The following is a 22,448-nucleotide window of genomic DNA, read 5'->3' as shown; positions in this document are numbered from 1 at the left end:
CGGTGCGTCTCGCCTGCCGGACCATGTTCGGGTTTGCACGACGGAAGGCGCACCACCCCTCATGAGCACGGCCATACCCGAACAGTCCGCAGAAGAGACCAAGCACGCGCGGCGGTTCGGACTCCCGATCGCGACCGCCCTGGTCATGGGCAACATCATCGGCGGCGGAATCTTCCTGCTGCCCGCCTCCGTCGCCCCCTTCGGCACGATCAGCCTGGTCGCCTTCGGTGTCCTGACCCTCGGCGCGATCGCCCTCGCCCTCGTCTTCGGCCGGCTCGCCCACCGCCACCCGCAGACCGGCGGCCCGTACGTCTACGCCCGCGCGGCCTTCGGCGACTTCGCCGGATTCCTGGCGGCCTGGTCGTACTGGATCACCGCCTGGGTCTCCAACGCGGCCCTCGCCGTCGCCGCCGTCGGCTACCTGGACGTGCTGATCCCCGTCCACGAGTCGAAGGCCGCCACCATCGCCGCCGCGCTCACGCTCCAGTGGCTGCCCGCGCTCGCGAACCTCGCCGGGACCCGGTACGTGGGGGCCGTGCAGCTCGTCGCGACCGTCCTCAAGTTCGTCCCGCTCCTCCTGGTCGCCGTCGGCGGACTGTTCTTCTTCGACAGCGCCAACCTCGGACCCTTCCAGGCCGGCGACGACGGCGCGCTCGGCGCGGTCTCCGCCTCCGCCGCGATCCTGCTCTTCAGCTACCTCGGCGTCGAGTCGGCGGCCGTCAGCGCCGGCGAGGTCCGCGACCCGCGGCGCAACGTCGGCCGGGCCACCGTCCTCGGCACCCTGGGCGCCGCCGCGATCTACCTCCTCGGCACGCTCGCCGTCTTCGGCACGGTCGCCCACGACCGGCTCGTCGAGTCCTCCGCGCCGTTCTCCGACGCCGTGAACGCCATGTTCGGCGGCTCGTGGGGCGGCACCGCCATCGCCTGCATGGCCCTGGTCTCCATGGTCGGCGCCCTCAACGGCTGGACGCTGCTGAGCGCCCAGACCCCCTACGCGGCCGCGCGCGACGGACTCTTCCCGAAGGTCTTCACCCACAAGCGGCGCGGCGTCCCGACCGTCGGCGTCCTCGTGACCGTCGTCCTCGCCTCGCTCCTGACCGTCTACAACTACACGGTCGGCACCGAGGGAGTCTTCGAGATCCTCGTCCTCGTCACCACCTTCACCGCCACCGTCCCGTACCTGCTGTCCACCGCAGCCCAGATCTACTTCCTGCTCTCCGGCCGGTCCGAGCGCGTCGACCGCGCCCGCCTGATCCGCGACGGAATCCTGGCCGCGGCCGCCTTCGGCTTCTCCATGTGGCTCGTCGCGGGCTCCGGATACGCGGCGGTGTACCAGGGCGTGCTGTTCCTCTTCGCGGGCGTGCTCGTGTACGCGTGGATGTCCGCGCGCAAGGCACGGCGGGGGAGCGAGGCCGCCGCGCCGGTGCCGCCGCCGGCGACCGAGGGCGCGTCCGAGCGTGTGAATTCGGGCGCCTCCGCGTAGGCCGCCCGGGCGGATCCGCCGCCCACCCCGGCACGTCGGGCGCGCCCCGGGGCAGTACGCATCTCCATGAGCCCCGCCTCCGTGCCCCGCACCGAACCCGCCGTCCCGGCGGGCGGGGTGGTGCCGGGCGCCTCCGGGCCCGGGACGTCGCTCGCGGCCTGCCCCGACCCGGCGCGGGCCGAGGTTCATGGCGGCACGGGAAGGGAGCCGAGACCGCAGTCGGCAGTGCCACGCGGTCCGCGCCCGGACCGAGCGGGCGTCGCTCCCGCGACGCCCGTCCTCGCGGTCGGCCGAGGCATCGCCGGACCGTGCGGTCGCCCGACGTCCGCGCTGTGGCGCGTCGTGGTTCCGGTGCTGCTGGTGCTGGCGGCCGTGTTCGGCGCCTGCGCCGGCGTCGGCGGTCCCGGAGGCAGCGAGGCGCGGCCCGCCGCGTCCGGTGCGGCCGACCCGGGTGGGGAGACGCACGAGAGCGGCGAGACCGAGGCCGCCGCGCCGGCAGCCCGGAGCCGCTCGCACGGGAGGGCCGCCCGCCGCGGCGCGGGCCGACGGCGCGGCCCGGAACCGTCCGACGGCGCCGCCGGCGCCCCCGCCCCCGCGAAGGCCCTGCCCCACGACGCCCGGCAGTGCGTGGTGATGCGCTGCTGAGAGGCCCGTACCTCTCGCAGCCACTCACCCCCCACCGCAAGGAGCTTCGTCATGCCCGTCGACCCCTTCGCCGTCCTCCGCGCCCTGCTGCGCGCCGAAGCGGCCCGCACCGAACGCGGCGCGCCCGGCGAGCCGGAACGCGCACCGGTCCGCGAGCCCGAACCCGCCCCCGGACCCGCCCCGGAGGACCGCCCCGCCCGCTAGGAGGCCGCCGGCGGGCCGAGTTGCGGAACGGTGCACCGTGGCCGAGGCCGACCCGATGACCTCGACCGACCGGCACAACGCCCCCGCTCGGTCCGCCGGCCCCGCCGACCGGCTGAGGACACTCGGCGCGAAAGCCGCTTGGCGGTCACCTCGCCGTACTCGGCGACGATCTCGAGGAGGACGAGGGCGCGGCGGACGGAGCCTATGAGAGTGGGGCCCGTGGCAACCACGGGGCCAGTGTGCCGATGCTCCGGCGGGTACGTGCCCAGGGACGACCGGCCTTGCTGGATCCGCCCGGGCGGGCGGCCAGGACCGTCACGATCCTCCGAGCCGGGCGGCGCCCCGGCCGTGCAGGACGACGAGCGTCGTCAGTCCGGCGGCGAGGACCACGAGGGACACCAGGGCGGGGACCAGACCGACGAGCGCGCCGGACGCCGACGCGCAGACCCCGCCCACGGCGAGGACCGTCGGCCGGCGGCCCGAGGTGCGCAGCACGATCGCGGCGCCGCCGAGCAGGAAGACCCCGACGCCACCGGTCAACGACCAGGCCACGACCCCGTGCAGCGGCTCCGCGAGGTCGTAGTGGCCGGTGTCGGCGACCTGTTGCAGGACCTTCTTCATGCCGAGGGCGCACAGCACCACGCCCGCGACGAGCGGAAGGTGCAGGAAGGTGTACACGTCCCGGGCGAACCGGGTCCGCTCGTCGCCCTCCAGACCGGCCAGCCGGTGCTCCGCCCCCTCCGCGAGCCGCCGGAAGTACAGCGCCCACAGCGCGGCCGACAGCAGCAGCCCGGCGGCCGCCGCGCCCAGCACCGCGACCGTGATCGGGAAGCCGGACACCCCCACGCCCATCGCCACGATCGACTCGCCGAGCGCGATGATGACGATCAGCCCGTGCCGCTCGGAGAAGTGCCCGGGGGAGTTGACCCGCCAGCCGGAGGCTCCCGTGACGTAGATCCCGCCGTAGTCGATGACCACCGCGCCCAGCCACAGCAGGAGTTGGACCTTTCCGGTGTACGCGGACCCGATGAGCAGAAGCACCATCGGCGGAGCCACGGACAGCAGCGCCGTGCGGCGCAGGGTGGCCCGCAGGGCGGCGTCGTCGGGGTCGGAGAGCCAGTACGACACCAGATGGAGCGTGCGCACGGCCCCGTAGCAGAGCACGAAGAGAAGAGGGGCCGAGAGCCCGCCGGGCGCGTCCGCGAACACCTCGGGAACCACGAGCGACACGATGAAGACGACCGCCATCACGGTGACGAGCACCGCGAACAGCGCGCCGGAGTCGGCCCGTACGACATTGCCGAGCCATGCGAAGCAGCACCAGCACCACCACAGCAGCGCCAGCACGATCATCGCACCGACCACCCGCATCGGTGTCGGGTCGGCCGCCATCAACGCGGTGACCTGCGTGATCGCGTACACGAACACCAGGTCGAAGAAGAGCTCCGCGGGTGTCACCCGGTGTTCTTCACCGGCCGCGACCATCCGCGCCCGCTCCTTGCGCCCTGCCATGTGCGCTCCCCGCGTCATCGAGCGGCCCCCGCCGCCACGGCGCGAACAATACCCACGCCGGCGCGGCCTGGCTCCCGTCGACCGCACATCCGGGGACCGGGTCGTGGCGGCCGAGCGACGAGAACGAAAGGCGGACGACCTCGTCGCGCAAGGCGCGGAGCCCGCTGCCACGGCCGGCGACGCGGTTCGGGCCAGCCGGGGTCAGTGATCGCATGCCCGCTGGACCACGCGTCGGTTCACGAGGTGTTCGACCCGCACTCCCATGAGCCGGCCGGATGAACCGTGGTCCACGTGACCACGACGTCACCGGCAATCAGGCAGCCGGGCTGAGAACGCGCGCGGACATAGGTGAACTCCGACGGACGTCGTGGCTCCCCGGTGCAGGGGCGACCGGGCTCTCGATCGAGGCACCGCGAGGCCCCGCATCACCTCGCACGCATCGCCTTGGCTCAGCGATGACGTCAGTCATGCGCTCAACCGGTCCACGTCTGACGGGCGGACCGGGCTCGTACTGCCCCGTGTCCGGATGGAACACCGGCTCGCCAGGCCGGTAGATCCTGGTGGTGCTGGTGAGAATCCTCTTCTCGACGATCGCGCTGACGGCCCCCAGAGCCAGCCCTTCGGTAGAGGCACTCATGCGTTCGAGCGTAGCCTCGGGGCAGGACACCCTGGCGCACCCGCCCCACCACCCCGACGCGAAACCGCCCGCCGGACTCGAATCGGCCACGTGCTCAATACTCTGCCGCCTGACAATAAGCGCCTGCAGACGATCAGGGTGTCCGTGCCTCCAAGGTTGAGTGCGCGCCATCAAATCGTGAGGCGTTAGGGCGGTGTTACACGTCACGCGGACTGCGTTCCTGAGGAACTTCGTCGGATCTTGCTTCCCGGCTTCCTCGGATCTCAATCGTCGTGATGTCAGTCATGCGCTCGACATGCTCCATGAGGCGCTGAGAGAGCTCGATTCGACACTTGTGAGCGGCGTAGACCGTCGAATCCGTCTCGTGGAATTCTCCCTCTTCCCCTGAAGCCTGAGTCAGCACACGACTCAGGCTGTCGGTTGCGATGTCGAACACATCGAGGACCCATCTTGATTCGCGAGCGCGAGCCGCAGCATCCGGTTCGGGGTCGTCCGCATTGACGCTGCCGTTCGTTATGGGGATGTAGAGGCCGTCGTTGAGGGCTTCGTACAAGGCCGTGCTCGCCTCAGCTCGGGCATGGTCTGCGGCCTGGCGGAACTCCTCTGGGTCGGCCTGGCGCCTGCTACCTACCGCGCGAAGTGTTCGCCTCAGGAGGTCGTCCCACGCTGCGACAGACCTGCGCACAAGCACAACCCGGGCGACCTGCGCCCGCAGCAGCTCCAGTCGTTGGGTCTCCGCAGCCTCGGTCTGGGCCAGCTCGCGCTCCCGCTCCGCTTCTCGGCGTGCCCGTTTTTGCAGTTGTAGTGGTCCCCAGTAGGCAACCGCTCCGGCGACAGCCGCACCACCCAGAGCCCCAAGTAGACCGTAGACCGCATCCGACACGTCGCCGCCCCGTCTGGTGCGGTGCATGCTTCGCCCGTGCACCGCCAGCCCAGCAACTCAGACATCAGCGGCAGAAACCTACTCGGTACCAAACGTCGGTTAGGCGCGGGCGATGGCAAGGCGCTGCCATTGACCGCCGGAGAGGTCGTGTCCGCCCCTCCAGGAGCGGGCGAGGGAGGTATCGAGGCCGTTGGGGAGCTGGGCGATGACGGTGTCGGCGCCGGATGCTTCGGCTGCGGCGTGGATGGCGGGGTCGACTTCGGGGCGGGGCTGGCCGAGGTGGACGTTGGCGCGGGCGTCGGGAGGCCAGCGGGTGTAGTCCTGCGGAACCAGCCCGATGTGGGTACACGGTGGTCGGCATCGGCGAGGTTGATGCCGTCCCAGAGGACGCTTCCGTGGTGGGCAGGTACAGGCCGGTGAGGAGATTGGCCACGGTGGTCTTGCCAGAGCCGTTCTCGCCGACGAGGGCGATGACTTCGCCGCGCTTGAGATCGAGGCTGATGCCATCGAGCGCGGGCCGGGGACTGCCGGGGTAGGTGAAGGCGGCTGCGTCGACGCTGATCACCTCGGACCCGGCATCCGGGATGCGGACGGTGCCCCGGCGGGCCGTTCAGGGTCCGGCGACGGCAGGAAACGGTTCGTGCTCGATCCGCGCGGCTCGGAGGGCGCCCAGGCACGCGGTGCCGCAGCGAACAGGAGCAGGCTGCCGAGGACGGCGGGGTGGAGGACGGCGACGATCTGGGCGGCAGCGAAGGTGAGGAGCTGAGCGTTGAGAATCAGGTCGCGGGTCTTGTCGGAGCCGTCAGCGGCGGCCTGGCGGGCGTTCTCGAAGTCGGGATCCTCGTACGCTGCGCGCTCGGCCGCGGTGGAGGCCGCGATGACGCGAACATTCCCATGTCGACATCGGGATGGGGCGGCGGGCCGGGGCCGTTGCGCCGGGTCGGGCCGAAGCATGGAGCAAGGAACGCAAGCTTCTCTGAACTTGCCAGTTGCGGCCCCTCGATCGCCTTCAGGGTCTCGATGGAGTCGGGGTGATGACTGGGAACCGAGGCCGTTGGCCGAAGATCGATGAGGAACGCGGAGTCGAGGACGTGACTCTCCTGATCCTGGAGTGGCTGGGCGAGCACGGTGTGAACGCCGTGATCAGGATGGACGCCGAATGGCTGGCTGACAACGCGCCGGCGTGGACGTTCGCCGCTGGCGGGGGCCCGTTGGCGAAGGGGATGCGAGCTGACGGGAGGACTGTCCAGCAGTGCATGTCCTTCGCTCTGGCCCGGCTTCGCGACGCCGGCCTGTCGGTTCCGTTTTGATCTTCGGTCACCGTTTGGCGACCGTTCCTATGGACTGGTTGCACTCGGCTTCTCTGAACTCCGCTTTGAAACAAGTCAGTTGAGGTCAAGGCAGGGCCTGTCGGGTCGCGGTCCAGGCGACGATTCGCTCACGGACCGGGCCAGGTTCCAGGTAACCGACCAGGTTGTCCAGATGGGCCGTCAGGTTCTTGTGCCACCGCAGCTCGCGGATCTGCTCGATGGGAAGGTCGCGCCAGCCCTCGGCGAGACCAGCGGGCGGTGCGAGCGTGAAGGTCAGTGCGTCAAGCGTGTCGGACGCCAGAGCCTCTGGACTCCAGTCGGGGTCGGTGTCGTCAGGGCCCAGCCGGTCGATCACCCACATCCGGAGCATGAAGTCCTGCTGAGCCACCCGCGCAGAGGGCCCCTCGGCGTTGTCGAGCATGCGCCGGTTCGCGAGCAGTGACAGCTTCGCCCACTGGCGACGGGCTTCCCGGGGGTGGCTGGAGTTGTGGGCATGTCCCTGCGCGGCGACGCGTACTGTTTCACGTTGTCGGCCGTGGGCGTCATGGACGAACGTCTGCAACTGGTCGAGTGTCCACGTGCTCACATCGCGGCCTGGTTCTTCTCGATATGCGTCGCTACTCAAGGTCCACCCTCCTGGTCGTAGGCATGCCGAGGCTGATGGCGGCCTTCTGCGACCGTCTGTCGATCTGGGCGAGCTCATCCTCGGCGCCGGCAAGGCCGACCTTCAGTCCGCCAGTAGTTCCGCCGCGGCGCGTCGCCTGCGGTCGACCGTGTCGACCAGCACCGGCAGGACGGGCAGCCGTCGTTGGCCGCAGGAGGCGGCGGCGCAGCACGCAGGCCTGACTCCGAGCTCGGCATCCTCGACTTGACAGCCTCGCCGGGATAGTCACCCGCCTGGGAGTGACGGCCGGCAGGGGTGGGTGGCACGGCACGGGTGGCTCAGAGGGTGCCGAGGTCTCGCAGGACTCGGCCGTTCGGGGAGTCGGGAAGGGGCGGCGCGGCCGCGCCCGCTGGGCGGCAGGCGGGACCATCGCGCGCTGTCACTCGACCGGTCCGGTCCGACGCGACACATGTCCGGTCGGCCGGACAGGCTGGGATTCCGTCCGCGGGAGGGCGTAGCGACGCGGTCCCGCATCACCGATGGGAGCACCCATGCGCGGTCATCTCACGCGCGCCGCCACGAAGGTCAGCCTCGTTCTGGCCGTGCTGGGCCTGGTTACCACCACGGCCACGACCACCGCTGCGGCCCGGCCCGCACAGCTCATCCACCGGCAGACCGTCGTGCTGCCCCTCAGCGGCACGTTCGGAGCCTTTTTCTCGGAGCCGATCGACATCACCGGCAGCATCCGGGTCCGGGTCGTCACCGAGACCGAGCCGGACGGCGGCGGCACCGCCCGCGTGACCAGCACCCTGCTGCGCACCACCGGCACCGGCGAGGTCAGCGGCGACGCCTACCGCTTCGTCGGCAGCGACACCGACGAAGTCGCCTGGCCGCCCGCCCCGATCACCCCACTGACCTTCAACCCCACCTTCTTCAAGATCTACCCGCCGGACCCCATCCTCCCGCCGCACCCCGTCCAACCCGTCATCGTCGACGTGACGCTCGCACCGGACGGCGCCATCGAGAACATCAGCGCCCTGGTCGACCCGGGATATGTCGACAGCCCCTGAGACCAACGATCAGAAGCACACACGCCGACGGCCCGGCACCCCGCGTGGAGCGGGAGCCGGGCCGTCGGCGTGCGGAGCCAGGTGTAACGAGTTCACGGCGGCCCAGCAGACGGATCCCTGCGTCCACGACGGGTGGCAGTCCGAGAGGACTGGTTCGCCGGCGTGGGGAGCCACGCGGGGAGCCACCAACGGCGACATCCAGCGAACCTAGGCGAACTTCGGCGGACGTCGTGGCTCCCCCGTGCAGGGGCGAATGGACGCCTTGATCGAGGCCCCGCGAGGACCCCCGCATTACCTCGCACGTAATCGACCCCCGCCGGGCGCGGCGGCATCGTGGTGTTCACCGGAACTCGGTCGGCGTACTCCGGCCGAGCTTCGGGCCACCACCTGCAATCACGTCCCCATGGAGGGTGATCCGTCATGTCCCAGGCCCTGCTCGCCGGTCTCTCCCGCACCACCCAGCCGCAGTCCATGGTGCGCCGGTTCCTCGCCCTGGACGCCGTCGTCACCGGCGGCAACGGTCTCGCCTACCTGGCCGCCTCCGGGCCGCTCGGCGAACTGCTCGGGGTCGACTCCGGGCTGCTGCTCGAACTCGGCGTCCTTCTCACCCTGTTCGCCGCAGGGGTCGCCTCGCTCGCGAGCCGCCCCCGGCCGTCCGTACTCGGCGTCAAGCTCGTCGTCCACGCCAACATCCTCTGGGCCGTCCTGAGCATCGTCGCACTCGTCGCCTGGCTGGAGCCCACCACCGCCGGGCTGGTGTGGACCCCGATGCAGGCCGCCACCGTCGCCGGGTTCGCCGGACTCCAGTGGTCGGCCCTGCGGGCGGCTACCCCCTGAGCGACTGCAGATACGCGACCGTCGCCGGGTCGGCCGGGAGCAGCGTCTCGATGGCCAGCTCGGCGACCGTCACATCCATCGGGGTGTTGAACGTCGAGATCGAGGAGACGAACGACAACACCCGCCCGTCGTGCTCGATCCGCAGCGGCAGCGCGAAGTACGGGTACGGCTCCGGGTCCTCCCGGTCGTCGGGGTCCGAGGTGCCTTCCGGCAGCGGGTACGCCACCACCTCGTCGTACACGTTCCGCAGCGCCTCCGAGCGGGAGAGGGCGATCTGCCGCTCCATCTGGGCCAGCAGATGGCCCCGCCACTCCCGCAGGTTCCGGATCCGCGGCGCGAGCCCCTCCGGGTGCAGGGTGATCCGCATCGCGTTCAGCGGCGGGGTGAGCAGATGCTCCGGCAGCCCGGAGAGCAGCATCCCGATGCTCTCGTTCGCAGCCACCACCGTGTACGAGCCGTCGACCACGAGCGCCGGATACGGGTCGTAGCCTCGCAGCAGCTGCTCGATGCCCGCCCGCAACGTGTCGAGCTGCGGATCGTCGAGCGTCGACTCCCGGTACTTCGGTGCGTACCCCGCCGCGAGCAGCAGCGCGTTCCGCTCCCGTACGGGCACGTCCAGGTGCTCGGCGAGGCGCAGGATCATCTCCTCGCTCGGCCGGGACCGGCCCGTCTCGATGAACGAGATGTGCCGGGCCGAGGAATCGGCCCGCAGCGCCAGCTCCAACTGGCTCAGCCGCCGCTGCTCGCGCCAGCCGCGCAGCAGCGGTCCTACTCCCGTGTCGGTCGCGACTGTTGTCATGGCCTGACGGTATCCCAGGTGTCGGCCCGGGTATCGAGTCCCCGGGACCGTATCGTCACCGTCAGCAACCCCGACCGGAGGGAGTACGGACATGCCCACAGAGCCGCTGTCGCAGAAGGAGATCGAGGACCGGCTGCGGGAGCTTCCCGGCTGGTCCCTGACGGACGACAGGATCACCCGCACCTACCGTCTCGGCGACCACTTCGCGGCCACCGCGATGGTCGTGCACGTGGCGCAGATCCAGCAGGAACTGGACCACCACTCCGATCTGACGCTCGGCTACAACACGGTCGCCGTGTCCGTGAACACCCACTCCGCGGGACCCGCGGTCACGGAGAAGGACTTCGAACTGGCCACCCGCGTCGAGACCATCGCCCCCGGGCACGGTGCGAGCTGACCGACGCGAACTAGGCTCTCGCGCGTGACCGAGACCCTGCTGGACTACGACGCCGAGGCGGACCGTTACGACGAGACCCGCGGTGGTGTGCCACGCGCGCGTGCCGCGGCGGAGGCCGTCCTGCGCCTCGTGCCGCCCGGCGCCCGCACCCTGCTCGACCTGGCCTGCGGCACGGGCCTCGTCACCGAGCGGCTCGGCCGCCCGGGCCTGCGCGTGTACGGCGCCGACGCCGCGCACGGCATGGCCCGCAAGGCCGGCCGGCGCGTCCCGGGCGGAGTCGTCCTCGCCGACGCCCGGCGACTGCCCTTCCCGGACGCCTCCGTCGACGCGATCAGCGCCGTCTGGCTGCTGCACCTGGTGCCGTTCTCGGACGCGATCGTCGCCGAGGCGGCCCGCGTGCTGCGGCCCGGCGGCGTCCTGATCGCTACGGTCGACAAGGACGCCGCCCACGACGTCGGCAGCGACATCGACCGCGCCCTCGCCCCGTACCGCTCCCACGCGCGGGCGTCCGACCGCGCCGACCGGATCACGGCGACCGCCGCCGCGCACGGCCTCGAAGCCGCCGGCGCCACCCGCTTCACCGGCCACGGCCAGGGCACCACCCCGCGCCGCACGGCCGAGAACCTCCGCAGCGGCTACTACGCCTCGTGGTTCGACGGCTCCCCGGAGACGACGGCCGCGCTCGTCGCCGAACTCGCCGGCCTGCCGGACCAGGACCGCCCCCGTGGCGACCCCGACTACCGGCTGGTGTCCTACCGGCGGCCGCCCGTCAGGCGCGGCTGAACTCCATCACCCAGTTCGTCACCCACTCCCCGCCGTCGAGCGCGAACGCCTGCTCCCAGCGGGCCGTGGAGGCCGAGATGCCCGACCAGCGGAAGCGCACCCGTACGTCCTTGCCCGCGTAGGTGTCCTCGCCGTGGAACTCTCCCGTGCCGTCCTCGGCCCACCGCCCCCTGACCGGCGGATCGAGCCGGCCCGTACGGCTGTTGGACCAGTTCAGGGTCCACTCGCCCGTCTCCGGCTCGTACAGCCGCAGCGTCAGCCCGCTGAACCCCTTCGACGGGAACACGATCTCGTCGACGTGCGCCCGGCCGGCCCAGAAGAGCCGGCCCGTGGTGTGCCCGTCGAACTCCTCCCAGCCGCTGTCGGGATCGAGGAAGTCGGCGAGCCTGCGATTGCGGACGCCCCAGCGCCCGTCGAGGAAGTCGAAGCCATCGGCGGTGTTCGTGCGGGTCATGCGCGGTCTCCTGTGGCGCCGGCGGGAAGGGAGTCGAGGACATAGGCGTCGAGGTCGGCGGAGTCCGGCGCGAGCATGTGCCGTACCCAGGCGTCCCGTTCGTGCTGGATCGGTGGCAGCTCCCAGACACAGCCGATCCAGCGGAGCTCGGTCTTCACGAAGTGGGTGGGGTCCGTGTCCGGGCAGCCGACGACCGGCTGACCGGCTGCCGCGCCGGCGAAGTGGATCACGTTGTCCCAGACCCAGCTGTACGCGTTCAGATACGCGCCGCTGTCCCCGCCCCGGTGCAGTACGACGAAGGTCGCCGGCGGGGTGCCGTCCGGCTCGGGGAGGATCTCCGGCAGGATCGCGTACGCCGCCTTCTCCACCTCCGGTTCGATGCCCGCCGGGTCGTGGGTGACGTGGTAGCGCTTGACGCGGCGGCCGCCGACCTCCAGGGGCGGCGGCACGAAGAGCAACTTCTCTGCGAAAGCCATGGCTGGACTGTAGGAGCGCTTCACTGACACCTTGTGTCAGTGAAGTCCAGCAGGCTCATCTCGATCCTTCTCCTGCTCCAGACACGGGGCCGGATGACCGCCGCCCAGCTCGCCGACGAGCTGGAGGTGTCCGTACGGACGGTCTACCGCGACGTCGAGTCGCTGCACGCGGCCGGTGTGCCGCTCTACGGCGACGCCGGTCACTCCGGCGGCTACCAGCTGCTCGCCGGCCACCGCTTCTCACGGCTGACCGACCTGTACACGGGAGAGGCCGAGGCGCTGTTCCTCTCCGGGATCCCCGGGGCCGCGGCCGAGCTCGGGCTCGGCGCGCACTTCGTCGACGCCCAGCTCAAGCTGCGCGCCTCCCTGCCGGCGCCGCTGCGCGAGCATGTCGACCGGCTGCGGGCCCGGTTCCACATCGACGCGCCCGGGTGGTACGCGGAGGACACCGACGCGCCCTTTCTGCCCCAGGTCGCCGAAGCCGTCCGGGCCGGCCGGGTCCTGGCCGTCCGCTACCGCCGCTGGAAGGAGCCCACCGACGTCGACCGGCGCCTCGAACCGTACGGACTGGTCCTCAAGGCCGGCCGCTGGTACCTGGTCGCCGGGCCCGGGCCGCGCACCTTCCGGGTCGACCAGATCCTCGAACTCGACCTCACGGATGAGGAGTTCGAGATTCCCCCGGCCTTCTCCCTGACGACCTACTGGACGGACCACCAGGCCGGCTTCCGCGCCCGGCTCCACGGCGGCGACGCGCTCGTCCGGCTCTCCCCGGACGGCGCGAAGCGCCTCACGGGAGTGGCCGCCCGGGCCCTCGCCGCGACCGGCTCTCCCGAGCCGGACGGCTGGACCCGTGCCGCCCTCCCCATCGAGTCCCTCGCCCACGCCCACGACACCTTCCTTGCCCTGGGTGCGGACGTGGAGGTCCTGGAGCCGGTGGAGCTCCGCGACCGCGTCGCCGACACCGTCTTCCGGCTGGCGGTCCGCTACGGAACTACGCCCCCGCCGCCTGCCACGCCTCCGTCGCGAAGGCCGTGAAGTCGCGCGGCTCACGGCCCAGGACGCGCTTCACGCCGTCCGTCACCGACGCGTTGTGACCGTCGAGCAGCATCGAGAAGAGCGCCGAGAGCCACTGCGCATCCGGCTCGGGCAGCCCGAACTGCTGGAGCAGGGAGGCGTATTCGCCCTCGCTCATCGGTACGTACGCGACCTCACGGCCGGACGCCCGGGAGACCTCCGCCGCCACCTCCACGAAGGTCAGCAGCCGCGGACCGGTCAGCTCGTGGACCAGCCCCGCGTGCCCGTCCCCGGTCAGGGTCTCCACGATCACCTCCGCGAGGTCGTCGGCGTGGATGAACGGCTCGGCGGTGTCGCCCGCCGGGAACGCGATCGTGCCCGCCGCGACGCCCTCCGCCATCGCGCCCTCGGTGAAGTTCTGCGCGAAGAACGAGGCTCGTACGACGGTCAGTTCGGCTCCCGAGGTGCGCAGCGCCTCCCGCAGTGCCTCCTCCGCGCGGACCGCCTCCGGCTCGCCGCGCCCGGAGAGCAGCGTCAGCCGCCGCACCCCTTCGGCCGCGGCCAGTTCGCCGAAGGTCCGCATCGCCTCGACCGCGCCGGGTGCGGCGAGGTCCGGGTAGTAGTTCACGTACGCGGCGTCCGCGCCCCGCAGCGCCGGGGCCCACGTGTGCACGTCCTCCCAGTCGAAGCGGGTCCTACCGGAGCGCGAGCCCGCCCTTACGGTCGCGCCGCGGGCCGCGAGCAGCTCCGCAACCCGCCGGCCCGTCTTGCCGGTCGCGCTCGTCACCAGGATCGTCTGTGTGTCGTTCGTGTTCGTCGTCATGTCTCAAGGTTCGCGGCCGGCGGGCCGTCTTCCCATGCTCCACAGACTCACTCCCATACGCCTGCGTCTACGCTTGCGGACCATGGACGCTCTCGCCGGACTCCTCGACGGACCGCGGGCCAAAGGGGCCTTCCTGCTCCGGATGATCATGGAGCCGCCGTGGTCGGTCCGGATCGAGGACCGAGCGCCGCTCTGCCTGATGTGCGTCACCGAGGGCGAGGCCTGGATCGTCCCCGACCGGGACCGTCCCGTCCTGCTGCGGCCCGGTGACATCGCCATCGCCCGCGGCCCGGAGCCGTACACCGTCGCCGACACCCCCGACGCCCCGCCCCGGGCGGTCATCGGCCCCGGCGGCGTCTGCACCACCCTGAGCGGCGATCCGCTCTCCGAGACCATGCACCTCGGCGTACGGACCTGGGGCAACGCCGTCGACGGCTCCACCACCGTGCTCGTCGGCACCTACCAGATGGACGGCGAGGTCAGCCGGCGTCTGCTCGACGCGCTGCCGCCGCTGCTGCATCTGCCCGCCGAGGTGTGGAACTGCCCCCTCATGCCCTTCCTCGACGAGGAGATCTCCCGCGACGAACCCGGGCAGAGCGTCGTCCTCGACCGGGTCCTCGACCTGCTCCTGATCGCCGCCGTCCGGGCCTGGTTCTCCCGGCCGGGAGCGCAGGCCCCGGCCTGGTACCGCGCCATGGCGGACCCCGTCGTCGGCCGGGCCCTGCGCCTCCTCCAGAACGACCCGGCCCACCCCTGGACCGTGGCCTCGCTGGCCGCCAAGGCCGGCGCGTCGCGGGCCGGACTCGCGCGCCGGTTCACCGAGCTCGTCGGCGAGCCGCCGATGGCGTACCTCACCGGCTGGCGTCTCGCGCTCGCCGCCGATCTGCTGCGGGAGACGGACGCGACGATCGAGTCCGTGGCCCGGCAGGTGGGCTACAGCAGCGCGTTCGCGCTCAGCGCCGCGTTCAAGCGGGGTCGGGGGATCAGCCCGCAGGAGCACCGGCGGCGGGAGTGAACCCTGTTGCCGGAACGGCAAGAATTCTCGCGTTTCCGGCGGGCCGACCGCAGGCTGGCACCATGACTCACGACCACCAGCACAGCACCCACCTCGACTGGGCCGCGATGGCGCCGCTCCTGGAGCGCCAGGCCGAAGTCCACAGCCCCCTCTACACCCGAGCCGCCGCTTGGCTCGGCGAGCTCGTCCCGCCCGTCGGCGTCCGCCGGGTCCTCGACGTCGGCAGCGGCCCCGGGGTGATCTCCACCCTGCTCGCCGAGGCCTTCCCGCTCGCCGAGGTGGTCGCCGTGGACGGGGCCCCGGAGCTCCTCGAGCGGGCCCGCGGCCGCGCCGAGGCCAAGGGCCTGGCCGACCGCGTCACCACCCTGCACGCCGAACTCCCGGCGGATTTCGATTCGTTGGGTGAGAGCGACCTGATCTGGGCCGGCAATTCCACCCACCACATCGGCGACCAGCGGGCCGCCCTCGCCTCCTTCGCTGGCCTGCTGCGGCCCGGCGGTCTGATCGCCCTCGTCGAGGGCGGGCTCTACGCCCGCCATCTGCCCGCCAACATCGGCTTCGGCCGCCCCGGCCTGGAGGCCAGGATCGAGGCCGCCCACGCCGACTGGTTCGCCGAGATGCGGGCCGAACTCCCGGACAGCAAGGACGAGCCGGACGACTGGCGGGCGATGCTCGCCGACGCGGGGCTCAACCCGAGCGGCACCCGGTCGTTCCTCACCGACGTTCCGGCCCCCGTGCCGACCGTCGTCCGCGAACAGATCGTCGCCCACTTCACGCGGCTGCAGCACCCGCTCGACGAGCGGATGGACGCGGAGGACCGGGCGAGCTTCGCCCGACTGCTCGACCCGGCCGACCCGCTCTCCCTGCACCGGCGCACCGACCTCTTCCAGCTCTCCGCCTCCACCGTTCACACCGCCCGCAAGGGCTGAGCTCCGCGGCGGGGTTCGGGGCGGCGCGGTCAGGTCGCCTGGGCGAACTCCTTCTCCCTGGCGGTGAGATGGAAGGAGCGCCGGTAGGCGGCCGGGGAGATCCCGACCAGGGCGCGCATGTGCTGGCGCAGCGAGTTCCCGCTGCCGAACCCGGTCCGGTCCGCGATGTGGTCCACCGTCAGATCGCTGGTCTCCAGCAACTGCTTGGCCAGCTCCACCCGTTGGGCGGTCAGCCACTGTCCCGGCGTCGTCCCGGCCTCGTCCCGGAAGCGGCGCGTGAACGTCCGTACGCTCATCCGCGCGTGCCCCGCCAGCTCGGTCAGCGTCAGCGGCCGGTCGAGCCGCTCCAGCGCCCACGCGCGGGTGGGGGCGGTGGTGGACGTGGTCGGCTCGGGTACCGGGCGCTCGATGTACTGCGCCTGTCCGCCGTCCCGCCACGGCGGGACCACACAGCGCCGCGCGACCGCGTTGGCGGTGGCGCTGCCGTGGTCCCGCCGCACCAGGTGCAGGCAGAGATCCACGCCGGCCGCCGCCCCCGCCGACGTCAGGACGTCCCCGTCGTCCACGAACAGCACGCCTTCGTCGAGCCGGACGTCGGGGAAGACGGACCGGAAGTGGTCGGCCTCCCACCAGTGCGTGGTGGCCGGGCGGCCGTCGAGGAGTCCCGCCGCCGCCAGGGCGTACGCGCCCGTGCAGATCGACACCACCCGTGCGCCGGGCCTGATCCGCCCCAGCGCCGCCTTCATCTCGACGGCCAGGCGGCCTTCCTCGGCGAGGGCCCGCAGCTCGTGCGTGGGCGGTACGACGACGGTGTCGGCCACCGCCAGCTCCTCGGGCCCGTGCTCGGCGACGATCGAGAAGCCGTCGGAGGTGCGGACCGGGGCGCCGTCGAGGGTGCACACGCGCACGTCGTAGAGGGGCGAGCCGTCCTCGGCCTGCGCGCCGCCGAGGATCCGGGAGGGGATGCCCAGCTCGAAGGGGATCACGCCGTCCAGGGCGAGCACGGCGACCCGGTGGAGCGGCGGTGCCTGCGCCGACTCCGGTGACCGCGACTCCGGTGACCGTGATTCCTGCGGGGGTGACACACACGAGTCCATGGCCAGATTCTGTCACATCATGGCTATCTGGCCAGTATCGAGCGAGGGCGGCGGCGCCGAGGCTGGTGGCGACCAGGAATCACCGCACCAGGAGCGCCCTTCATGAACGACACCGCCACCGCCGCCCCCGCCACCATGCGCGCGATCACCACCACCGAGTGGGGCGGCCCCGAGGTCCTCACCGAGACCCGGGTCGCCCGCCCGGAGCCGGGTCCGACCGAGATCCTCGTCCGGGTCCACGCGGCCGGCATCAACCCCGCCGACTGGAAGTCCCGCGCCACCGGCTCCTTCGGCATGTGGGGCGAGCCCACGATCCTCGGCTGGGACGTCTCCGGCGTCGTCGAGGCCGTCGGGCTCGGCGTCACCCTCTACGCGCCCGGCGACGAGGTCTTCGGCATGCCGCAGTTCCCGCAGCAGGGCGGCGGCTACGCCGAGTACGTCGCGGCCCCCGCCCGGCACTTCGCCCGCAAGCCCGCCGGACTCAGCCACGTGGAGGCCGCCGCGCTGCCCCTCGCCGGGCTGACCGCCTGGCAGGCGCTCGTCGAGACCGCCGGCCTGCGCGCCGGGCAGCGCGTCCTGGTCCACGCGGCGGCAGGCGGCGTCGGCCACCTCGCCGTCCAGATCGCCAAGGCGCGCGGCGCGTACGTCATCGGCACGGCGAGCGCCGCCAAGCACGACTTCCTGCGCGGCATCGGAGTGGACGAGCCGATCGACTACACGACGACCGACTTCGCCGAGGCCGTACGGGACGTGGACATCGTCCTCGACTGCTACGGCGGCGACTACGGCACGCGCTCCCTGCCCGTGCTCCGCGACGGCGGCTCGCTGGTGACGCTCCCCGGGCCCGACGCCGTACCCGCGTCGTCGGAGCGCGGCATCCGCACCGGGTTCACCCTCGTCGAGCCGGACTACGCGGGGCTGCTCGGCCTCGCCGAGCTGGTGGAGACGGGGCGGCTGCGGCCGGAGGTCGACACCGTCCTGCCGCTGGCCGAGGTGGCCAAGGCGCACGAGCTCGGCGAGTCGGGCCGGACGCGCGGCAAGCTCGTCCTGAAGGTCTGACGTCATGGGAAAGGGGTGGGCGCCGGGACACCGGCACCCACCCCTCGGTCACGCCCGCTCAGGCGCCGACGTTGAACTCGGCCGGATTCGGGCCGAGGCGCCGGTTCTCGTCGAGGACGGCGATGGCCGCCATGTCCTCGTCGTCCAGCGCGAAGCCGAACACGTCGATGTTCTCCCGGATACGGGACGGGGTCACCGACTTCGGGATGACCACGTTCCCGGTCTGCAGGTGCCAGCGCAGCACCACCTGGGCCGGGGTGCGGCCGTGCTTCTGCGCGACGGCGACGATCGCCGGGACCTCCAGGAGGCCCTTGCCCTGACCCAGCGGCGACCAGGCCTCGGTCGCGATGCCGTGCGCGGCGTGGGCCGCGCGCGCGGCCTGCTGCTGGAGGTGCGGGTGGAGCTCGATCTGGTTGACGGCGGGGACGATCGAGGTCTCGCCGATCAGCCGCTCCAGGTGCTCCGGGAGGAAGTTGGAGACACCGATCGCCTTCGCCCGGCCGTCGGCGTGGATCTTCTCGAACGCCCGGTACGTGTCGACGTAGGCGTCCTTCGCCGGCACCGGCCAGTGGATCAGGTACAGGTCGACGTAGTCCAGGCCCAGCTTGTCGAGGGAGGCGTCGAAGGCCCGCAGGGTCGAGTCGTGGCCCTGCTCGATGTTCCACAGCTTGGTGGTGACGAACAGCTCCTCGCGGGCGATGCCGGACGCGGCGATCGCCCTGCCGGTGCCGGCCTCGTTCTGGTAGATCGCGGCGGTGTCGATGGAGCGGTAGCCCGCCTCCAGCGCCGTGGTCACCGCCCGTGTCGCCTCGTCGTCCGGCACCTGCCAGACGCCGAAGCCGAGCTGCGGCATCTCCACGCCGTTGTTCAGGGTGAGGGAAGGGACCTTGTTGTCCGTGCTCACGTGCGGTCGATCCTAACGTCGTCGGGTGGTACTCCCTGGGTCAACGATCTCGGACCCCCTCGCATTCCGCGGCGCCCGGAGATGTGCCGAGATAGGCCTCCCGCACGGCCGGGTCGGCCCTGACCTCGGCGGCCGTCCCCTCGGCAAGCACCCGGCCGAGGTCCAGGACCACGACGCGCGAGCACAGCTCCATCACGAAGGCCACGTTGTGCTCGACGAGCAGGACCGCGCAGTTCTCCTCGTCGGCCATGTGGCGGACGACGGCGGCGAGTTGGCGGCGCTCCTCGGCGGTCGTGCCGGAGGCGGGCTCGTCGAGGAGGAGCACGCGGGGCGGGTCGGCGAGGGCCCGGGCGAGCTCGACCATGCGGGCCTGTCCGACGGGCAGCGCGCCGGCGTACGAGTTCGCGAGCGCGTCCAGCCCGCACTCGCGGAGCACGGCGGCGGCCCGCTCCCGGTGCACGCGCGCACGCGGCCGCAGCCCGCCCCGCCAGTCCTGGGCCACCACCAGGTTGTCGGTCACCGTCAGCTGCCCGAAGAGCTGCTGGCGCTGGAAGGTCCGGCGGATGCCGTGCCGGGCCCGCCACACGGGGGAGCGGCGGGTGATGTCCGCTCCCGCGAACGCGATGTTCCCGCCGTCCGGCCGCCGGATCCCGGACAGGACGTCGAAGAGCGTGGTCTTGCCGGCGCCGTTCGGCCCGATGAGGCCGCAGACCTCTCCGGGGCGTACGGCGATCGTCACGTCGCGCAGGGCGTGGACGCCGCCGAAGCGGACGTCGATCCCGGACGCGTGGAGCACCCCACTTGTCATCGGCGGACTCCCGTTCCCAGATAGGCCTCGGCGAGCCGGTCCGTGTCCACCTCGGACCGCGGCCCGGACCAGGCGATCTCGCCCTGTGAGAGGTACGCGACGGTGTCGGCGATACCGAGCACCTCGGCCGCCTTCTCCTCGACCAGGAGCAGCGCCGTGCCGCTCGCGCGCAGCTCGGTGAGGAGGCCGAAGACCTCGTCCACGACGCGGGGCGCGAGCCCGAGGGAGGGTTCGTCGGCGACGAGGACGGCGGGCGGGCGCTGCAGGAGCGGGGCGAGCGCGAGGATCTGCTGCTCGCCGCCGGACAGCGAGCCGGCGGCGACGGAGCGGCGGGCGGCGAGCAGGGGGAAGCGCGCGTACACGGCGTCGCGGTCCTCGGGCGCGGGCAGCTGCAGGGCAAGGTTCTCCTCGATGGAGAGCCCGGCGAAGATCCCCCGCCCCTCGGGGGCGAGCCGCACCCCGCGCCGGGCCCGTGCGACGGCCGCGTCGCGTCCGGCGTCCTCCCCGCGTACGCGTACGAGCCCCTCGGCCGGCCGCAGGAGCCCCGCGGCCACCCGGCACAGGGTGGACTTCCCGGCCCCGTTGGGCCCGAGCAGCACCAACGTCTCCCCGGCGCGCACGGCGAGGTCGACCCCGCGCAGCACCGGCGCGCCACCGTACCCGGCGTGCACGCCGCTCAACTCGAGCGCGCACGGGTCCTCACCGGGCCCGCTGCGCGGACGCGGGGCTGGGCCGGTGACGTCGGCGACGGGCGGCTCCGCCGCGCGCGGCGGGTGCGGGGGAACAGCCCCACGCACCCGCCCCCGCGCCGCCCGCCGTGAGGGCCACGCCGCGCAGTACCCGTCCGGGTCGTTCGCGAGCGCCAGGCCGGCCAGACCGAACAGGATCACGGGCAGGTGCGCGGACTCCGTCACGTAGGTCGCCATCAGATGCGGGACCACCGCGAAGACCAGCCCGGCCACCACCGCGAACTGCGGGCGCCGCACCCCCGCCGCGACCACCACCGCCAGCCACACCAGGCCCGTCATCGCCGTGAAGTCCGTCGCCGTGATCCGTGTGTTGTACGAGGCGTACAGCACGCCCCCGAAGCCGGCGAGGCCCGCCGACACCGTGAAGACCAGGAGCTTCGTCCGGACCACCGACACCCCCGACGCAGAGGCGGCCTCCGGCGCCGAGCGGACCGCCAGGACGGCCCGGCCCCACCGGGAGCCGCGCAACCAGGTCAGCAGCCACACGACCGCCCCGCACAGCAGCACCAGCCCGACCCCCATCGCCCGGTCGTCGCCCAGGTCCACCGGGCCGAGGACGGGGCGCGGGATCTCCCAGCCCGTGTCCCCGTTGCGCAACCACCCCACCTGGAAGAGCACCTGGTCCGCCAGGAACGCGAGGGCCAGGGTGGCCAGCGCCAGCGAGCGGCCGCCGAGCCGCAGCGCGGGCAGCGCCACCACCGCGCCGAGCAGCGCCGCCGCGGCCGTGCCGACCGCCGCCGCGGCCACGAAGGGCCAGCCGTGGCTCATCAGCAGCCCCGCCACCAGCGCCGCACCCGTCACGAACGTCGCCTGGGCGAGCGACACCATCGCACCGAGGCCCGTGACCACCGTGAACGACATGAAGACGAGGCCGATCGCGAGACCCTGTGCGAGGATCCCGGACCAGAACGGCGTGGTGACCGTGTAGAAGGCCGTGGCGAGGAGCGCGCCCGCGAGGACCCACGCGCCCCATCTGCGACCCCAGCCCTTCCCGGCGAGATAGTCGACGGGCGGCGGATCCGCGGCGGCCGTGCCGGCCGCGCGCCGGCGCTGCGCCAGGACGACGAGGCCGGCGAAGAGGATCAGGAACGGCACCGCCGTACGGAAGCCGGTGATGTCCTCCGCGAACGACGCGTACCCCGCCACCAGGTTCTGCAGCACCCCGAGTCCGAGCCCGCCCGCGAACGCGAGCGGCACGGACACGAAGCGCCCGAGGACCGCCGCGGTCGCGGAGACGAACAGGAACAGCGTGTAGTCGTGGGCGGAGAGGCCGAGGAGCGGGGTCGCGAGGACCCCGGCGAGGCCGGCGAGGCCCGACGACAGCATCCACGCGATCGAGGACAGCCGGTCCGCGCTGATGCCCCGCAGCTCCGTCAGCGAGCGGTTGTCGACGGCAGCCCGCAGCTGGAGCCCGAGCCGGGTGTGCCGCATCAGCACCCACAGCCCGGCCGCCACGAGCGCCGTCGCGACCCAGGTGATCAGCTGGTCGGAGTCGATGCCGACGCCGTCGAGGGGCTGCCAGGACACCGCCGGGCTCGGGCCGACGCCCGGGAGCCCGAACTGGTTCTCGGCGGGCTGGACCGGGGCCCCGGCCCGCTCCAGGAGGTCGACCACCCACAGCCCGGCCGCCGGCAGCGCGACCAGCAGGCCGATTGTGGCCACGATCTGCGCCGTCTCGCCGAGCCGGGCCAGCTTGCGGAACATCAATCGGTCCAGGCCCCAGCCGAGCGCGGGCGCGACGACGCACACGAGCAGCAGCGCCGTCGGTACGGCGGGCCAGCCGAAGCCGGAGTGGAGTTCGTAGAAGGACAGGGCGCAGAGGTAGGCGGTGGCGCCGTGCGCGAAGTTGAAGAGTCCGGAGGCGGAGTACGACAGCACGAGCCCGGTCGCGAGCAGCGCGTACAGCGCGCCCGAGACCAGACCGCTCAGCACGAAGCCCAGCAGGTCACCCACGGC

At 72.4% G+C, this 22,448-nt stretch carries 25 protein-coding genes; 13 read left to right on the top strand and 12 right to left on the bottom strand.

The window, feature by feature from the left end; translation table 11 throughout:
- Positions 1-61: 61 nt before the first annotated feature.
- The 3 genes from ACFV9D_RS18250 to ACFV9D_RS18240 all read left to right on the top strand — a co-directional run bounded on the left by ACFV9D_RS18250 (position 62) and on the right by ACFV9D_RS18240 (position 2,332).
- Positions 62-1,483, top strand: a complete 1,422-nt coding sequence (locus tag ACFV9D_RS18250) for an amino acid permease (RefSeq protein WP_385146644.1) — start codon at positions 62-64, stop codon at positions 1,481-1,483.
- A gap of 81 nt (positions 1,484-1,564) precedes the next feature.
- Entirely contained in the window at positions 1,565-2,128 is a 564-nt protein-coding gene (locus ACFV9D_RS18245; RefSeq protein WP_385146642.1) for a hypothetical protein, read from the top strand.
- 51 nt (positions 2,129-2,179) lie between these two features.
- On the top strand, positions 2,180-2,332 hold the full coding sequence (locus tag ACFV9D_RS18240) for a hypothetical protein (protein ID WP_385146640.1): 153 nt from the start codon (positions 2,180-2,182) through the stop codon (positions 2,330-2,332).
- A 315-nt stretch (positions 2,333-2,647) separates the two neighbouring features.
- Here the strand turns inward: ACFV9D_RS18240 and ACFV9D_RS18235 are convergent, their stop codons facing one another.
- The 3 genes from ACFV9D_RS18235 to ACFV9D_RS18225 form a co-directional block, all read right to left on the bottom strand.
- A complete protein-coding gene (locus tag ACFV9D_RS18235; RefSeq protein ID WP_385146638.1) occupies positions 2,648-3,844 on the bottom strand; it encodes a low temperature requirement protein A in 1,197 nt (398 codons plus the stop codon).
- 833 nt (positions 3,845-4,677) lie between these two features.
- Positions 4,678-5,364, bottom strand: a complete 687-nt coding sequence (locus ACFV9D_RS18230; RefSeq protein ID WP_385146636.1) for a hypothetical protein — start codon at positions 5,362-5,364, stop codon at positions 4,678-4,680.
- A 64-nt stretch (positions 5,365-5,428) separates the two neighbouring features.
- Positions 5,429-5,929, bottom strand: coding sequence for an ATP-binding cassette domain-containing protein (locus ACFV9D_RS18225; RefSeq protein ID WP_385146634.1), 501 nt, complete (start codon positions 5,927-5,929; stop codon positions 5,429-5,431).
- A 155-nt stretch (positions 5,930-6,084) separates the two neighbouring features.
- On the opposite strand from ACFV9D_RS18225, the gene ACFV9D_RS18220 reads away from it, so the two are divergent.
- Together ACFV9D_RS18220 and ACFV9D_RS18215 are read left to right on the top strand one after the other, a co-directional pair.
- Entirely contained in the window at positions 6,085-6,399 is a 315-nt protein-coding gene (locus ACFV9D_RS18220) for a hypothetical protein (protein WP_385146633.1), read from the top strand.
- A gap of 56 nt (positions 6,400-6,455) precedes the next feature.
- Entirely contained in the window at positions 6,456-6,674 is a 219-nt protein-coding gene (locus tag ACFV9D_RS18215; RefSeq protein WP_385146632.1) for a hypothetical protein, read from the top strand.
- An 85-nt stretch (positions 6,675-6,759) separates the two neighbouring features.
- Here the strand turns inward: ACFV9D_RS18215 and ACFV9D_RS18210 are convergent, their stop codons facing one another.
- Positions 6,760-7,299, bottom strand: a complete 540-nt coding sequence (locus tag ACFV9D_RS18210) for a hypothetical protein (protein WP_385146630.1) — start codon at positions 7,297-7,299, stop codon at positions 6,760-6,762.
- Between the two features lie 530 nt (positions 7,300-7,829).
- Between ACFV9D_RS18210 and ACFV9D_RS18205 the strand changes: the two genes are divergently transcribed.
- Positions 7,830-8,348: a hypothetical protein gene (locus tag ACFV9D_RS18205; protein WP_385146628.1), complete on the top strand. Its 519-nt coding sequence runs from the start codon at positions 7,830-7,832 to the stop codon at positions 8,346-8,348.
- Between the two features lie 420 nt (positions 8,349-8,768).
- On the top strand, positions 8,769-9,185 hold the full coding sequence (locus ACFV9D_RS18200; protein WP_385146626.1) for a hypothetical protein: 417 nt from the start codon (positions 8,769-8,771) through the stop codon (positions 9,183-9,185).
- On the opposite strand, the gene ACFV9D_RS18195 is transcribed toward ACFV9D_RS18200, so the two are convergent.
- Positions 9,175-9,984, bottom strand: a complete 810-nt coding sequence (locus ACFV9D_RS18195; RefSeq protein ID WP_385146624.1) for a helix-turn-helix domain-containing protein — start codon at positions 9,982-9,984, stop codon at positions 9,175-9,177. The genes ACFV9D_RS18200 and ACFV9D_RS18195 overlap by 11 nt on opposite strands.
- 91 nt (positions 9,985-10,075) lie before the next feature.
- Here ACFV9D_RS18195 and ACFV9D_RS18190 point away from each other — a divergent pair, with 91 nt between their 5' ends.
- Together ACFV9D_RS18190 and ACFV9D_RS18185 are read left to right on the top strand one after the other, a co-directional pair.
- Positions 10,076-10,381 (top strand): 4a-hydroxytetrahydrobiopterin dehydratase, encoded by a 306-nt coding sequence (locus ACFV9D_RS18190; protein ID WP_385146622.1) that lies wholly within the window; start codon positions 10,076-10,078, stop codon positions 10,379-10,381.
- A 36-nt stretch (positions 10,382-10,417) separates the two neighbouring features.
- The gene (locus ACFV9D_RS18185; protein ID WP_385146752.1) at positions 10,418-11,164 is read left to right on the top strand and encodes a class I SAM-dependent methyltransferase; all 747 of its coding nucleotides are present in this window, start codon (positions 10,418-10,420) and stop codon (positions 11,162-11,164) included.
- Here ACFV9D_RS18185 and ACFV9D_RS18180 read toward each other — a convergent pair.
- A complete protein-coding gene (locus ACFV9D_RS18180; RefSeq protein WP_385146620.1) occupies positions 11,151-11,618 on the bottom strand; it encodes a hypothetical protein in 468 nt (155 codons plus the stop codon). The genes ACFV9D_RS18185 and ACFV9D_RS18180 overlap by 14 nt on opposite strands.
- On the bottom strand, positions 11,615-12,094 hold the full coding sequence (locus ACFV9D_RS18175; protein ID WP_385146618.1) for a hypothetical protein: 480 nt from the start codon (positions 12,092-12,094) through the stop codon (positions 11,615-11,617). Before ACFV9D_RS18175 ends, ACFV9D_RS18180 begins: the two co-directional genes overlap by 4 nt.
- 39 nt (positions 12,095-12,133) lie before the next feature.
- Between ACFV9D_RS18175 and ACFV9D_RS18170 the strand changes: the two genes are divergently transcribed.
- Positions 12,134-13,129 (top strand): helix-turn-helix transcriptional regulator, encoded by a 996-nt coding sequence (locus ACFV9D_RS18170; protein WP_385146616.1) that lies wholly within the window; start codon positions 12,134-12,136, stop codon positions 13,127-13,129.
- Here the strand turns inward: ACFV9D_RS18170 and ACFV9D_RS18165 are convergent.
- A complete protein-coding gene (locus tag ACFV9D_RS18165; RefSeq protein WP_385146614.1) occupies positions 13,086-13,931 on the bottom strand; it encodes an NmrA family NAD(P)-binding protein in 846 nt (281 codons plus the stop codon). The genes ACFV9D_RS18170 and ACFV9D_RS18165 overlap by 44 nt on opposite strands.
- An 82-nt stretch (positions 13,932-14,013) precedes the next feature.
- Here ACFV9D_RS18165 and ACFV9D_RS18160 point away from each other — a divergent pair, with 82 nt between their 5' ends.
- Together ACFV9D_RS18160 and ACFV9D_RS18155 are read left to right on the top strand one after the other, a co-directional pair.
- Positions 14,014-14,946: a cupin domain-containing protein gene (locus ACFV9D_RS18160; RefSeq protein WP_385146612.1), complete on the top strand. Its 933-nt coding sequence runs from the start codon at positions 14,014-14,016 to the stop codon at positions 14,944-14,946.
- Between the two features lie 62 nt (positions 14,947-15,008).
- Positions 15,009-15,875 carry a class I SAM-dependent methyltransferase gene (locus tag ACFV9D_RS18155; RefSeq protein ID WP_385146610.1) on the top strand — a complete coding sequence of 289 codons (867 nt, stop codon included), beginning with the start codon at positions 15,009-15,011 and terminating at the stop codon, positions 15,873-15,875.
- 29 nt (positions 15,876-15,904) lie between these two features.
- On the opposite strand, the gene ACFV9D_RS18150 is transcribed toward ACFV9D_RS18155, so the two are convergent.
- Positions 15,905-16,972 (bottom strand): GlxA family transcriptional regulator, encoded by a 1,068-nt coding sequence (locus ACFV9D_RS18150; RefSeq protein ID WP_385146608.1) that lies wholly within the window; start codon positions 16,970-16,972, stop codon positions 15,905-15,907.
- 102 nt (positions 16,973-17,074) lie between these two features.
- On the opposite strand from ACFV9D_RS18150, the gene ACFV9D_RS18145 reads away from it, so the two are divergent.
- Positions 17,075-18,031, top strand: a complete 957-nt coding sequence (locus ACFV9D_RS18145) for an NADP-dependent oxidoreductase (RefSeq protein WP_385146606.1) — start codon at positions 17,075-17,077, stop codon at positions 18,029-18,031.
- Between the two features lie 58 nt (positions 18,032-18,089).
- Here ACFV9D_RS18145 and ACFV9D_RS18140 read toward each other — a convergent pair whose 3' ends face one another.
- The 3 genes from ACFV9D_RS18140 to ACFV9D_RS18130 form a co-directional block, all read right to left on the bottom strand.
- Entirely contained in the window at positions 18,090-18,884 is a 795-nt protein-coding gene (locus ACFV9D_RS18140) for an aldo/keto reductase (RefSeq protein ID WP_385146750.1), read from the bottom strand.
- A gap of 91 nt (positions 18,885-18,975) precedes the next feature.
- Positions 18,976-19,743 (bottom strand): ABC transporter ATP-binding protein, encoded by a 768-nt coding sequence (locus ACFV9D_RS18135; protein WP_385146604.1) that lies wholly within the window; start codon positions 19,741-19,743, stop codon positions 18,976-18,978.
- Positions 19,740-22,445: an ATP-binding cassette domain-containing protein gene (locus ACFV9D_RS18130; RefSeq protein ID WP_385146602.1), complete on the bottom strand. Its 2,706-nt coding sequence runs from the start codon at positions 22,443-22,445 to the stop codon at positions 19,740-19,742. The genes ACFV9D_RS18135 and ACFV9D_RS18130 overlap by 4 nt, the downstream gene beginning before the upstream one ends.
- Between the last annotated feature and the right edge of the window lie 3 nt (positions 22,446-22,448).

This window comes from Streptomyces sp. NPDC059875, assembly GCF_042731085.1.
Taxonomy (GTDB): Bacteria; Actinomycetota; Actinomycetes; order Streptomycetales; family Streptomycetaceae; genus Streptomyces.
The sequence above is the reverse complement of the archived record's forward strand: the minus strand, read 5'-3'. Positions and strand labels throughout refer to the sequence as shown.